Origin of the sequence: Cytobacillus gottheilii (genome assembly GCF_018582665.1) — a bacterium.
Taxonomy (GTDB): Bacteria; Bacillota; Bacilli; order Bacillales; family Cytobacillaceae; genus Cytobacillus; species Cytobacillus gottheilii.
The window spans coordinates 2,259,058-2,273,184 of record NZ_CP071709.1 but is presented as its reverse complement, the minus strand read 5'-3'; the positions used below and the strand labels follow the sequence as shown (position 1 = coordinate 2,273,184).

General features: G+C 36.8%; 15 protein-coding genes. 9 read left to right on the top strand and 6 right to left on the bottom strand.

Features of this window, described 5'->3' with window-relative positions:
* Positions 1-11: 11 nt before the first annotated feature.
* The 3 genes from ltaS to J1899_RS11260 all read right to left on the bottom strand — a co-directional run bounded on the left by ltaS (position 12) and on the right by J1899_RS11260 (position 2,812).
* A complete protein-coding gene (gene ltaS, locus J1899_RS11270) occupies positions 12-1,925 on the bottom strand; it encodes a lipoteichoic acid synthase (protein WP_214473722.1) in 1,914 nt (637 codons plus the stop codon).
* A gap of 343 nt (positions 1,926-2,268) precedes the next feature.
* Positions 2,269-2,496 carry a hypothetical protein gene (locus J1899_RS11265; RefSeq protein ID WP_214473719.1) on the bottom strand — a complete coding sequence of 76 codons (228 nt, stop codon included), beginning with the start codon at positions 2,494-2,496 and terminating at the stop codon, positions 2,269-2,271.
* A gap of 10 nt (positions 2,497-2,506) precedes the next feature.
* On the bottom strand, positions 2,507-2,812 hold the full coding sequence (locus J1899_RS11260; protein ID WP_214473717.1) for a DUF2642 domain-containing protein: 306 nt from the start codon (positions 2,810-2,812) through the stop codon (positions 2,507-2,509).
* A 175-nt stretch (positions 2,813-2,987) separates the two neighbouring features.
* Between J1899_RS11260 and J1899_RS11255 the strand changes: the two genes are divergently transcribed.
* From J1899_RS11255 to J1899_RS11240, 4 genes are all read left to right on the top strand, one after another.
* Positions 2,988-4,085: a glycosyltransferase gene (locus J1899_RS11255; RefSeq protein ID WP_214473714.1), complete on the top strand. Its 1,098-nt coding sequence runs from the start codon at positions 2,988-2,990 to the stop codon at positions 4,083-4,085.
* A 134-nt stretch (positions 4,086-4,219) separates the two neighbouring features.
* Positions 4,220-4,834, top strand: a complete 615-nt coding sequence (locus tag J1899_RS11250; protein WP_214473712.1) for a YczE/YyaS/YitT family protein — start codon at positions 4,220-4,222, stop codon at positions 4,832-4,834.
* A gap of 117 nt (positions 4,835-4,951) precedes the next feature.
* Complete coding sequence (locus J1899_RS11245; protein ID WP_214473710.1) at positions 4,952-5,137, top strand: hypothetical protein; 186 nt, start codon at positions 4,952-4,954, stop codon at positions 5,135-5,137.
* Positions 5,138-5,404: 267 nt separating this feature from the next.
* On the top strand, positions 5,405-6,454 hold the full coding sequence (locus tag J1899_RS11240) for a M42 family metallopeptidase (RefSeq protein ID WP_214473707.1): 1,050 nt from the start codon (positions 5,405-5,407) through the stop codon (positions 6,452-6,454).
* Positions 6,455-6,523: 69 nt separating this feature from the next.
* Here the strand turns inward: J1899_RS11240 and J1899_RS11235 are convergent, their stop codons facing one another.
* Entirely contained in the window at positions 6,524-7,222 is a 699-nt protein-coding gene (locus J1899_RS11235) for a glycosyltransferase family 2 protein (protein ID WP_214473706.1), read from the bottom strand.
* Between the two features lie 138 nt (positions 7,223-7,360).
* On the opposite strand from J1899_RS11235, the gene J1899_RS11230 reads away from it, so the two are divergent.
* On the top strand, positions 7,361-8,440 hold the full coding sequence (locus J1899_RS11230; RefSeq protein WP_214473705.1) for a glycosyltransferase family 4 protein: 1,080 nt from the start codon (positions 7,361-7,363) through the stop codon (positions 8,438-8,440).
* 175 nt (positions 8,441-8,615) lie between these two features.
* Here J1899_RS11230 and J1899_RS11225 read toward each other — a convergent pair whose 3' ends face one another.
* Entirely contained in the window at positions 8,616-9,329 is a 714-nt protein-coding gene (locus tag J1899_RS11225; protein WP_214473704.1) for a glycosyltransferase, read from the bottom strand.
* A gap of 101 nt (positions 9,330-9,430) precedes the next feature.
* Positions 9,431-10,342 carry an NAD-dependent epimerase/dehydratase family protein gene (locus J1899_RS11220; RefSeq protein ID WP_214473703.1) on the bottom strand — a complete coding sequence of 304 codons (912 nt, stop codon included), beginning with the start codon at positions 10,340-10,342 and terminating at the stop codon, positions 9,431-9,433.
* Positions 10,343-10,507: 165 nt separating this feature from the next.
* Here J1899_RS11220 and J1899_RS11215 point away from each other — a divergent pair, with 165 nt between their 5' ends.
* From J1899_RS11215 to J1899_RS11200, 4 genes are all read left to right on the top strand, one after another.
* Entirely contained in the window at positions 10,508-10,948 is a 441-nt protein-coding gene (locus J1899_RS11215) for a hypothetical protein (RefSeq protein WP_214473702.1), read from the top strand.
* Positions 10,949-11,071: 123 nt separating this feature from the next.
* Complete coding sequence (locus J1899_RS11210) at positions 11,072-12,274, top strand: glycosyltransferase family 4 protein (protein ID WP_214478705.1); 1,203 nt, start codon at positions 11,072-11,074, stop codon at positions 12,272-12,274.
* A 104-nt stretch (positions 12,275-12,378) separates the two neighbouring features.
* Entirely contained in the window at positions 12,379-13,302 is a 924-nt protein-coding gene (locus J1899_RS11205; protein ID WP_214478704.1) for an NAD-dependent epimerase/dehydratase family protein, read from the top strand.
* A 25-nt stretch (positions 13,303-13,327) separates the two neighbouring features.
* Positions 13,328-13,951, top strand: coding sequence for a DUF1796 family putative cysteine peptidase (locus J1899_RS11200; protein ID WP_214478703.1), 624 nt, complete (start codon positions 13,328-13,330; stop codon positions 13,949-13,951).
* The last annotated feature ends 176 nt before the right edge of the window (positions 13,952-14,127 follow it).

Sequence of the window (14,127 nt, the reverse complement as noted above, 5' to 3'; positions counted from 1 at the left end):
TTTTAGCTTTTCTAATCCTCATCTTTTACATACTGATAGTCTTCCCTATTGATGGATTCAAAGCCAGCAGGTTTATAAAAGCGCAGCAGATCTTTATACAGCAGCTGGTCCGACATTTCAAGCTCTTTGCGCGCTTTTGCAGCCAAATGGGCATAAACATCTGGGTCTTCGACAAGCTCACCTGTTTGGCTATCATACATTTTTTCACCAATCATCGTGACGTCTGGAGAGACAAAATCTCCATTTCGCAATGGAATGATTTCATTATGCTCCTCCGATAATAAATCAGAACCAAAGTCTAAGTATTCCTTTGTGCTGATTCCTAAAAGGTGAAGAACGGTTGAACGAATATCGAGCTGTCCGCCATACGATTGAATCACACCACCTTCCACACCAGGAACATGGATGAAAACCGGTACTCTCTGCAGCTGGGCATACTCAAACGGAGTCACTTCTTTTCCAATGATTTCAGCCATCGCCTCATTATGGTTTTCAGAAATCCCGTAATGATCGCCATATAATACTACAACTGTATCATCATATAATCCGGATGATTTTAAGTCTTGAAAGAATTGTTCTAATGCGGCATCCATATAATGTGCAGATTGGAAGTACTGATTGACAATCTTATCATCCGTCTCTGCAGCGGGAAAATCAGTGTCCCCTTCATCCATTTCAAATGGAAAATGATTGGATAAGGTAATAAATCTTGTATAAAACGGCTGTGGGAGTTCTTCCAGCATTGCCATTGACTCTTTAAAGAATGGTTTATCTTTCAGTCCGTAATTTTTGGTATCTTCTTCATTCATACTATAATATTCTGCATCATAAAAGTGATCAATGCCCATACTTTTATACATTTCATTACGGTTCCAGAACGTTTTATAATTCCCGTGAAATACCGCTGACGTATATCCGTTTGCTTTCAATATTGCTGGTGACGATTGAAACGTATTTTGAGCTTTATTCACATAAACAGCTCCCTGAGCCATTGGGTAAAGAGCATTATCCATTATAAACTCAGCATCAGAGGTTTTCCCTTGACCAGTCTGGTTATAAACATGTTTAAAATAAAACGCTTCCCCGGAATCTGCAAGAGAATTTAGAAATGGAGTCACTTCCTCCCCATTTAATTCATAATCAATAAGGAAGGTCTGCAGCGATTCCATTGAAATATAGATGACACTTTTCCCTTCGGCAGCACCGAAATATTCAGGATTAGGTGCGGCTTTATTGGCCTTAATATAGTTTTCAATTTCTGTAATATCATTCGTATCTGCCATAGCGCGTTGGCCAGCTGATTTTACATTTTGCACAACATCATAAATGGAAAAATTATAAGTGCCTAAATACTTTACTAAATAATTGCGGTCAAATGATCTTGTTAAAAGATCAGGCCGATCCTTTTCCGCTAAACCTAAGTTAAGCATAAAAAGAGCAATGGCTGCTGACATGATAATCAGTGCAGGTTTTCTGTTGGAAACCTGAGATGGTTTGTACCACTTTTTTACTAAAAACAAAAATAATAAAATCGTATCTGCAAAATAGAAAATATCATACGGGGCCATTAACGAAAACGCACTATTTCCAAGCTGACCGGCATTTGTTTTAGTCTGCATAATAACCGGTATGGTAATAAAATCATCAAAAAAGCGATAATATACTACATTAGCATACAACAGGATGGACATTAACAATTGAATGACAACTAGAAGTACTTGTTGTATTTTCCCTTTAAAAAACAGGGCTATTCCTAAGAAAAATAAACTCGAACTTAATGGATTTAAAAAGAGCAAAAATTGCTGCAATCCATTTTCAATACCAAGCCGGAATTCAATTAAGTATGCCGCATAAGTCTTCAGCCAAAGTAAGACTGCGATTGTAAAGAAAAAGAATATGCTTCCCTGTTTAAGATATGTTTTCATATGATTCTCCTCAAGTCTACTGAGTAATAGGGAGATGCCTAAATCACTTGGTTCTATTCCCCCATTTCTCAAATTCAAACAACAAATAAGCAATAAAGAAACTTGCCGGACCGGCAAGCTTAAATGGAATAACCTTTCTTATACAGATACTTCCCTGTTCGAAAGAAATATGAACATAATATATCACATTCAATCGTAAAAGAGAATTATTAAGAAAGTATACAATTCTTACTATATTTATTTTAGGTGAATTTACTTTACTTATAACATTAAAGAAATAAAACTCCTGCCACACCACAGCAGGAGTTTTAGATCAGTCATTCAATCAATATTGGTGTAAATATTAAGCAGTTAATGTCGGAACGCGAACGTAGTTAATGGCATCAATAGGAACGATTGACCGACGTGTCTGTGTTTCATATCCTGGTACTGTTTCTGCTAATTCGATAAAGTCTCTTCCAACTTCCACAAGAACTCCATCATAATATGAGTTGTCTGTAATAACCTCAATTCCTCTTCCAAGATAGCGAGATAATTGAGGAATAAATTGTGATCTGAATGTGCTGTTCATGTTATCCCTCCTAGTCGATTGCTGTAATTCCTTGAAGTCTTGCAAAAGGTACTAATACAAAACTTGTGCCTGCGTTTAAAACTGCATAATCTGCTCTCACAAGTACAAGCAATCCAGTAACAGGCCCTCCAGCAGTATTTACAAGAACTTGTCTACCAATCAGGTCTTCCAGTTCTCTTACAAATCCTGGAGAGGATGGTGGATTATCTGGATTAGCTGGATTAACCACATTTAAGATGGTATTCAATAAATTTGTTACGAATCCTAATCCAAATTGACTAGGAATCGCTGTAATGTTTGCAACATTTAATCGCATTATATAATGCACTCCCTTCTTCTTTTGTCTATATCAGTGTATGAAAGATAATAAAAAAAGAATGGACGAGTCTCCTATGTAAAAAGCCTTTTTTTACGCAATATCACTACGAGACAAATTAACAAGTCTACTTTCCCGCTCTTTATGAATATTACTGAAGTAAGAGGTGATATTTATGAGAAGAATTTTAATGGTTGTTGACCATCTGGGTGCAAATGGTACTGTAACCCATGTCATCAGTCTTGCAAAAGAATTAAAAAAAATGGGGCATCATATTGTTATAGCAGGCAGAGAAGGATCAAAGCTTTCAGAAATCAATAGTCATAACATACCTTTTTATAGCATTGACTTCCCTGCCACCTTCTCTCCTTCACATTTTGAATACAACCGTGTTGAAAATAACATGATGGAGATCATCCAAAATGAGAACATTTCACTTATTCATGGACACCAAGTATATTCCGGAATTATTGCTGCTAAATGTGCAAAGGTAAAAAATCTTCCTTTTATCTATACTGTTCATGGCCTTTATTCTCAAAATTATGAACTAAATATGGTTGCAGGCTATGCTTCAAAGTTAATTGCTGTGAGTCCCTATGTATTTTCACAGCTATCAGGGCAATTCCCTGAAAAGCTGGTACTCATTTTGAATGGTATCGATGAAACAGAATTTAACCCTAAATCAGGAGGTCCATTCAGAAAGGAGCTTGGAATTCAGCTGGATCGTTTTGTTGTCCTTTATGCAAGCAGACTTGAGTGGATTAAAGCAGATATATGCATGCAGCTTATTCAAGCCGTAAACCAGTTGAAGCATTCAGATATGCCTGATATTGAACTTCTCATATTAGGTGAAGGTAAAAGACAATCATTTATTAATGAAACATCACGATACTACTGTATGAATAAGAAAGAATCATTTATTAAAACGATGGGGAGTCAATGCAATTTACAGGATTATTATGGAATAAGTGACTGTGTTGTTGGGACAGGCCGTACAGCATTAGAGGCATTACTTTGCGAAAAGAATGTAATAGCGGCAGGAAACAAAGGATTTTTAGGACATGTAACAATCGAAAATTGGGAACAAGCTAAGAACGCCCATTTTGGCGACCATTTTGCGTTAAAGTCTTATGGAAAAGCAGAATTTATTAGAAGCTTGTTAGACTTGCGCAGGATACAATCATTAAATGAAACACAATTGTTAAGAGAAACAGTTATACGAGATTATTCAATTGTTAACGCTGCTATACAGCATCTATCCCTGTATCCATAACACTTCTATTACTGGAACAAGAATAACAGCAGCATAAGCTGCAAATCCTCATTATTTATATAGCACACAAAAAATAAATGTGAATCATTGTATTACCGACTGCACTTAAAACTAACCAAGGGGATTTTTAATATATGAAAGCTCGATTTATATTTTACAGCATAGGCATGATCTTATTAACACTGGGTGTTTCGTTAATTATAAAATCACAGTTAGGTGCCTCAGCATGGGATGCACTAGCTGTGGGACAATCAAATCTATTTCATATGACGGTAGGCACTTGTGTATTTATTAACGGCATCGTTCTCATTTTTTTAAATGCATTTTTAATGAGAAGAAGACCACAAATACTCGCAGCCTTGTCAATTCTTGTGATTGGCATGCTTATCGACTTCTGGCTTCTGATCGCACTTGAACATTTGGTGCCCACTGCTCTATTATGGAAATGGCTTATCCTGCTTATTGGTATTATTATCACAGGCATTGGTGTATCCATCTATTTGCAGGCGAAATTTCCTGCAAGTCCGATGGATACATTAATGGTTGCCATCCAGTCAAGATTCGGCTTTAACCTTCGTAACTCCAGAATTCTAAGTGAAAGCTTTGCATTACTATTAGCCATTCTCTTTAAAGGTGCGATCGGTATTGGCACCATTGTAGTCACCTTATCCCTTGGGTTTGTTGTACAATTCTTTTTTCCAAAATTTCAGCAGCTGCTCGAACAATGGCAGGATGTTAAACATTTATAAGCAGCAAGTATCGTACAAGCTTATGTAGTTTAATTAAAATAAATGAAGAACAACAGGGCTATTGTCCAAGCGTTTCGTCCCTTTTAGACATATGGTATAGGGGAAGGAGGCGATGACATGTATCAATTAGCCCTTTTGTATTTAGCGGCGATTTTGGCTGGCTTTGCATTAACCAATCTTCCAACTTCAGCAGTCATTACTGCAGGAATTGCTCAATTTTTTGGGATTGTCGGCGGAATTGCAATTGTCGTATTCTCTATTGCACTGCTATATCTAGGTGTAAAAGCTTTGCTTAATAAATAGAAATATATTGAAGAGCTGGGTGACCTGGCTCTTTTTTTGCTTGTAAAATATATAAGCTTCATCCCTGCTGATTAATCAGAAGGTAGTCTTTGAACAAGTTTGCCTCTAAGTAATTTTAGACTGGCAGCAAACTTACTACTAGTATTTTGGAACAAAAAAAACCTTCCCATTTTGCTTAATGAATTATTTTGACGCCCTAAATATTTCATGTTTCCCTTTTCTCCTTTATAATAAAAATCGAAAACTGTTTTTGAGAGGAGTTTGATTATGACATTTCCAGATGTAAAAGATACCATTGCTACTTTAGTAGACCTAGTATCGATTCCAAGTCCATCGGGCAATACAAATGAGGTTATTGGGTTTGTTGAAAAGTTTTTAAAAGAATTGGGTGTTGACACAAAGAGAAACCGAAAAGGAGGCTTAATTGCGACTATCACTGGGAAGGATGATCAAAATCATCGCATGCTAACGGCTCATGTTGATACTCTTGGAGCGATCGTAAAGGAGATTAAACCAAGCGGCCGGCTTAAGCTGGATTTGATTGGAGGCTTCCGCTACAATTCAATAGAAGGTGAATATTGCGAAATTGAGACCTCTTCTGGCGAAAGATTCACAGGTACCATTCTTATGCATCAAACCTCTGTACATGTTTATAAAGATGCTGGAAAAGCGGAACGAAATCAAGATAATATGGAAGTGCGTATTGATGAGGAAGTACATAATGCGGAAGATGTTCGCGCTTTAGGAATTGAAGTGGGCGATTTTGTTTCCTTTGACCCGCGAGTGCAGACAACACGTTCAGGCTATATTAAGTCTAGACATCTTGATGATAAGGCAAGTGTAGCGATTTTACTACAGCTTATTAAACAACTGAAAGAAGAAAAAATTCAGCTGCCATACACAACCCATTTCCTCATTTCCAATAATGAAGAAATCGGCTATGGCGGCAACTCAAATATCACTTCTGAAACTGCTGAATATCTTGCTGTTGATATGGGTGCCATGGGCGATGGCCAATCAACAGATGAGTATACTGTATCTATCTGTGTAAAAGACGCAAGCGGTCCATATCATTACCAGCTGCGTAAAAACCTTGTTCAGCTTGCTCAGAAAAATAATATCGGCTACAAATTAGATATTTACCCATTTTATGGTTCTGATGCTTCTGCTGCCATTAGATCAGGTCATGATATTGTACACGGCCTCATTGGGCCCGGAATTGACTCCTCACATGCCTTTGAGCGCACACATGAAAAATCAATTGAAAATACAGCGAAATTGCTTTATCATTATGTCCAATCAGAAATGATCCTTTAAATGTAATTTGACCGTTTTGAACACTTATAATGGTTCATAACGGTCTTTCTTTGTTTGAGATTAATGGTCTCAGATGATGCCATTATCAAATCTTCCTATATATTTTCTTCGCAGTTTTTTTAACTCGTGAACAATATCTTCCTTATATTTATTTGTTCCCATACCTTCGTGAATGCGATATTGAACAAGTGCTTCTGGTATATGGTAAAAATGATAATGAAGTGCTGCTCTTAGCCACATTTCATAATCATGTGTATATCGATATTCTTCATTAAATACACCAATATTTGAAAACACATCCATTTTCATCATCACCGAGTTTCCATGTATAATACATCTCCGGCTGAGCTTCATTAGAAAATCTTGATAGTTATTAAATTGATGAAAAAATAAAGTTTGACGTTCTTTATTCGTCTGGCCAATTATATTTGCTGAAGTGTAACATATATCGGCTTGTTCACTTTCCATATGCTGAACTTGCTTAGACAGTTTTGCTGGTAAATATAAATCATCGGAGCTAAGCCAAGTAAAGTATTCCCCTTTAGCTTGTTTAATCCCTTCATTTAATGCCGTAGCTGTTCCTCCATTTTCCTTTTTAAAATAGCGAATGTATTTTTCATAAGGATCAAGTAATTCTGCATAGCAAGTAGAACCATCATCAACAACAATAATTTCGTAATCCTTTTCAATTTGGCTAATTAAAGATTCAATAGCATATTGGATATATGGGCAATTATAAAAGGGTATAACCACTGATATTTTTGGCAAAACTTCCGCCTCCTATGCTTGTATTAGTGTTCTTTATCTTATGTCAGAAATACTTTCATGTGCTTGCTTTTGTCCAAACAAAAACTGGTGAATTGCATAGATATAAAGAAGAGCAATCAGTTTTTTAGGAGGGTTTAGATGAAAATACTATTCATTTTTTATGTACCTAGCGGAGGAATTGATACCTTAAACAGGCAAAGGAGTATCGCATTAAAAGAAAAAGGGATCCAGCCGGAGTTTCTATACTATACAAATAAAAGGAATTATCTTAATGATCATGGTGCCCCTGTATATATAACGGACAATGACAGTGATATAAAAGCAATAATAGATAATGGAAATTATGATGCATCAGTTATTGTATCCGACTTTGAAATGTTAAAGCGATTGGACTCACTCGGTTTTAAAGGCAAGAAAATCATTGAGATTCAAGGATATGGACCTAAGTCAAGAGCGAGAGAATTTTTCTTGCGTTATCAAAACGATGTCCGACAATATTGTGACGGCCTTTTAAATCCAAAGACACCACATATCGTTGAACTAATGGATGAAATCTTCCCGGAAATACCGAAATTCAGCTTTAATAATTGTTTTGATACAGAAAACTTTTCGTACGTACCTGGACAGATAAGTTCGCTTCCAATTATCGCATGGACCGGAAGAATTGAGGATAATAAAAATTGGCGTGAGTTTTTACTAATAGCCGCTCAACTTTACCGAGTTCTTGGCGGGAATTTGCGTATTCATATGTATGAAGATCCCTCATTAAGTACTCCGGAAGAACGTATGGCTTTTAATAAATTAGTGAAGCAGCTGCAACTTCAAGATGCACTTCACATATTTGAAAATGTGCGAAATGATGAAATGAAGCTTCACTATTCTATGATTGGAGACTCGGGAGGATTTTATTGTATGACCTCTAAAGTAGAAGGTGCCCCCTTTTCTCCTCTCGAAGCATTAAGCTGCTGCTGTCCTGTGCTGACGACTGACTCTGATGGAGTTAGGACTTCAATCATTCATAATGCTACAGGAAAATACTATACAATAGGCGATGTAAGTGAAGCTGTTAGAGAGGCTAAGGATTTGATGGGAAATCTGCCTTTGCGTGATCAGATTCGCGTCAACGGACTTGAACATGTAAAAGCCAACTTTAATCGGAAGTTATATGCTGAGAATTTCTGTAATATGCTACATTCACTTGGATTAAAAATAAATTAAAATAAACATTTCTGGGTGTTTATTACTTGATACTATAATTTACTTTTGCAGAGCAGGCTGACATTTTGTGTTGCTTGGTCTGCTTTTAAACATACATTAATTCCAAATAATGCAAATCCAATAAATCTCTCCAAAAAAAAAAGTCAGTTATCCACTGACATACGTTTAAGAATACTCACTTAATGTTTTGCAATTTAGCTAATAATAATGGCCTATACATTTCTTCAATAATAGCCATTTCCGCACGCATTTGATCTTGGTGCATTGAGGTACCGGATTGTGAATGTTGCCTGAATTTAGTTAAGTTTTCATCTAAATAATAAAAATCCACTCCGTTTACTAGCATTTTAAACCACAATTCATAATCATGTGTGTATCTAAATGTAGGATTAAAGATACCGAATCTCTTTAATTCATTTTTATCTATTAATACAGTACACCCATTTATTGTATTGTATTTAAGGTAAGATTCATACACTTGTTCTGTGCTCTGAAATCTCATTCCTGTAAATTTGGTGATTATGTGGTTATTCTCATCAACACAATCATAATTTGTAAAGCTTGCCTTGGCATTTCTCTTTAACATAAAATCTAACTGTTTCTCAATTTTCTCAGGTAGAAAATAATCGTCAGAGCTAAGCCAAGCTACATAACTTCCTTTAGCGATTGAAACTCCGTAATTTAGGGCTGTTGCTGTTCCGCCATTTTCTTTTTTAACATATCGAATACTGTTTAAATACGGTTGGATTTTTTCCATATAAGCGAAAGAACCGTCATCTACAACGATTATTTCAATGTTTTTATAAGTTTGATTTAAAGCACTTTGTATAGATTGATCAATATAAGCACAGTTGTAAAAAGGAATAATAATTGATACCTTTGGTCCCATTCTTTTCCCCTTCCTTATAATGATATTCAGTTTTAAGCCTTGTCCTCTTTGTACTTCTTATATCGTATGCATGCTTGCCTATAATTGAAAGGGACAATAGCTTAGCCATTTCCTAAATTCCGAAAATATTTTAATGTATCTACAAGTGATTCTTCTAGTGTGTGGGACACAGAACACCCAATATCACTATCTACATATACTCGCTGTATTGATTTTCTAGTTTCAGGAAATTCAAAACTTTCATGGGATAATGACGATAATATACCAACCACTTTGCCGAGTGAAGCTTGCGTCCCAAAAGAAACCTCATACTCATGACCCGTTTTTCCACTAATAAATAATTGATGATATGCTTTTACTGCATCACGTACATCTAAGAATACACGCTCTGCTTCCAAGTCTATATTCGCAAGAATCTTATTTTCACCTGTCTTTTCGTAATGTGCTATACGCTCTGCTAGAATGGAACATACACCAGTTGAAGGGCCAGGACCTATTAAATTTGTAGGTTTAGCTATAACAATGTTTAAATCATAGTACTGTGCCCAAGATCTTGCAGCAAAAACTTGAAGGGTTTTACTCAAACTATATGGATGTGGAGGCAGTTCTGATTGATTTATAGGGTATTGCAATATTGAACCTGTAATAACCACTTTACAAAGTGGTGCATGCTCACGTAAAGCTTCTAATAAAAACAAAGTAGCCATGACATTTGAATCTATATAATGAATAGGAGCGGTCCATGATTCATTCGCATTACTCTGACCTGCCAAATGTAAAACATACTCTGGTTTAATGCGTTTTATTAGATTATTTAATCTTTTGGCATCTGTTAAGTCGCAAATTTCCACTTGAACTCCTTGAACTTCTCCCACATCGCTTCTAACAACACTAACAACGTTATAATCATTTTCCATAAAATAACGACAGGCATGCCTGCCAGTAAACCCATTCCCTCCTGTAATTAGAATGGTTTCTCTTTTACTTTTAGCAAATCCTCTCTCCTTTTGCATTCTACATACCCTTTCATGCCTTTTTTAGTAGGATATGATACTTCCATTTAATGTTGAGGGCAGTCTGGCAACAGAATTAAAAAGGCAAGATGCTCAACTACACCTGTCCAAACCATTTGCTGCAGCTTACATAAGATATAGCATGTACAAAGGAGGTGAGTAGAAATGGGAACTTTTTTAGATGCACAAACTTCACAGAATGCAAGCTTTAATAACTCCATTTCCATTCCAGTAACAACAACACCAACGCTGTTTGGCTCACTTGGATTAAATACAGCTGGAGCTACTGGTCCTATTAGAGTTGAATTTGCTTTTACTGCTGCAGTAACTTCATTACTTTCTTTATTACAGCCAATTACTATTCAGATTTATCGCGTTTCAGGTGGAGTTAGCACACTTGTATACTCAGCAGCACCAACTCTTGCTGTCGCAGGTTTAGGTGTTGCTTCCAGAACCGTTATTTCCTTAAACGGAGCAGATTTCAACCCTCCTGCGCCAGACAATTTCTTAGTTTACCAGGCATATATCAGTATTCCTGGCGGAGTATCAATCGCACCAACAAGGGTAGGACCTGAATCATTCAGTGCTGCTGCATATTCTAACTAATCAATAGTTATATAGGAGTAAACTTCATTTGCTTGCTCCTTTTTCTTTATAAGGCTACATAGCCGACATTCCTGCCGGAAGAAAACATATCCTATTAAAGAATTTAAAAAAGGAGTGCTTAACTTGAAGATTTTGTTAGCTACTTTTTGGGAAATCCCCCATCTTGGCGGTGTATGGAATTATATGAATCAATTAAAAAAGAAGCTTGAGAATAGAGGGCATGAAGTTGAAATAGCCGGGTATGGGATCAAGGCCAGCCATATTTGTTTTATCTCAAGCGGAAAAATGCTGACAAAAGCGCAAATAGGATTTATCCCAAAACCGGTGCATCACTACATTGATGCAACAGTTGCATTTTATGAAAATCAAATTGATTTTTATAAAAAAGCAATGAGCCAGATGGAACTTGAACAATATGATTTAATTCATACCCAGGATGTCCTTTCATCATATGTATTTGGCCAAATCAAACCTGTGGGTACTGCCCACATCGCTACTTTACATGGCTGTGTTGCCGATGAAATCAAAAAAAGCTTCTATCACGGCAAACAGGATCGGGTATCTATTCTTGCCAGTCAATATCTTAATCAGTTAGAACATAATGGTGCATCAGCTGCTTATAAAACAATTCTTGCTAATCAATGGATGATTTCAAAACTTTGTAATGAATACGGGGTAGATGTCAATCAAGTAATCAAACGGCATTATGGTTATGATATTCAAAAATTCATAGAAATGCAGGCAATCCCTTCTCAATTAAGTAAACCAGCCGATAAAAAGTTAATTTTATATAGCGGAAGGCTAAATGATTTCAAAGGTGTTCCTTATCTAATAGAATCACTTCATAAATTAAATACCTTACGAAACGATTGGATTTGCTGGATTGCCGGTGATGGACCACAGGGCGAAGAATACAAACAGCTAGTATCCACTATGAATTTAAGTGATGTCGTTCATTTTATCGGAAACAGATCGGATATTCCTTCCCTCTTGTCACAGGCAGATTTATTAATACATCCAACACTTCTTGATAATCAGCCGCTTTCAATCATTGAGGCACAAATAAGCGGAACAGCGGTCATCGCGAGCGAAGTTGGCGGTGTGCCGGAAATGATGGAGCATGGGATGACCGGAGTATTGGTGCCGCCAGCCAATGCTGAAGCATTATGTGAGCATATCGCTTATCTATTAGAGCATGATGACTACAGAAATAATGTGGGAGTCCGTGCACGTGAATGGGCCAATCAGCATTGGGATCCTGAAGCAGAAGCAGAGGATTTACTTGGCCTTTATACTGAAGCTATAAGTGCCATTCAGATTTTATAACATTCACTCTTAATATTGCCTGTTTTCACCAACGTTAGGTCTCTCTCCCACTCCGAATAACAAAGCCAAACATATACTGGAAAAAAAGAGGGAGACTGATTGATTTGAAAAAAGCTTTTGTAACAGGCGGTGCAGGTTTTATTGGCTCTCAGCTGGCAGAAGAACTTTTAAAATTAGATTTTGAAGTTCATATTATTGATAATTTATCTTCAGGTTATACCAAATACATTCCAGACGGTGCACTATTTCATCATCTGGATATTTGCAGTGCTGATGCCAAAAATGTAATTTTAAAAGAAAAGCCCGATTTTCTATTCCACCTTGCAGCACAAGCTGATGTATCTCGGTCAATAAGCGATCCGCAAAATGACGCCGAAATAAATATTATTGGAACGATTAATATGCTTGAGGCTTGCCGCGAAGCTGGTGACTGCAAAATTATTTTCTCTTCCACATCCGCAGTATACGGCAACTTAAACAAGAGTAATATTTCAATAGAAGATCCTGCTTTGCCTATATCCTACTACGGACTCTCAAAATTCGCTGCTGAAAACTATATCCGCATCTATCATGAACTTTATAACCTGCCAATAACGATCCTTCGCTACGGCAACGTGTATGGTCCCCGTCAAACACCTAAAGGTGAAGGCGGAGTTGTTGCGGTCTTTTTAAATAGGTTAAAAAATAGCCAACCATTAACTCTGCATGGTGATGGCAGGCAAACAAGAGATTTTATTTACGTAGGAGATGTGGTAAAAGCCAATTTGGCTGCTATTTCTAACGGAAACGGACAAACCCTTCATGTGAGTACGGGCAAACCAACGTCGATTCAAGAGGTCGCTGACATTTTAAAAGAACTGCATCATGAAGATATTGAAATCGTCTATTCGAACAGCAGACCAGGAGATATTGAGCATAGCTGTTTAAACAATGAACATACCATTCACGTGCTAGAATGGATTCCTGAAATGGATATGAAATATGGATTAAAAGCAGCGTACAACGCTATAAAAAATGATTTATCTTAATTCCTACTGAAAGAAGGTGATACGTATGCGTTTTCAGCAAATAAAGGGTGAATATGATGCTACATTTAGTTTAGGTCATCTCTGTCTTGCCAGTATGCAGCTTCGCAAGTTTCAGCTGCGGCCTTTTTCAGGTGTGCTTGATTGGGTTGGGTCGCCAAATTTAGGAAACATCAATTCATTAATCGCCAATGATTTTAAGGATTTTTTAAATTTTCAGCATTTACAGCCTGTAAAATACCTGTCCTCTACTGATCTGTATGTTTGGGATTCCTATTATGATATTGGCTTTAACCATGATTTTAAAACGGATCAAAACTCTTTAGAACAGCTTGGGGGATACGATACAGTGAAAGAAAAATACGACCGCCGCATAGCCCGTTTCAATGAAAAACTAAGAACCAGCAAGCGGATTTTATTTATCCGAACAGAAGGCAGCAAAGAGGAAATTGAAGTACTGCAGCAGATCCTTGCGCAAAAGTGCAGCGGGGATTTCGAACTGCTTGTTGTAAACCATCAGCCTGTGCAAACAATGAGCGAACACTTTTGGAATATACCAAACGTGACCGTTGCAGAAATGCCCAATGATGAGATTTGGGATGCAAATGATGCTCATTGGGCGGAGCTGTTTGATGGGGTTTCTTTGAGTTAGTTACCAAGCATTAATATTAAACAAGGTACAATTTCTCAAACAAAAGTAACCGTCCAGCTAAGGACGGTTTTTCTCATTTTTAGAATATAGACTGTATTACATTACTCAGTAACTGTAATAAGTACTTAAACTCATTTATATATTATAAATTTATCAATGTAAGGATTCGCGTATAA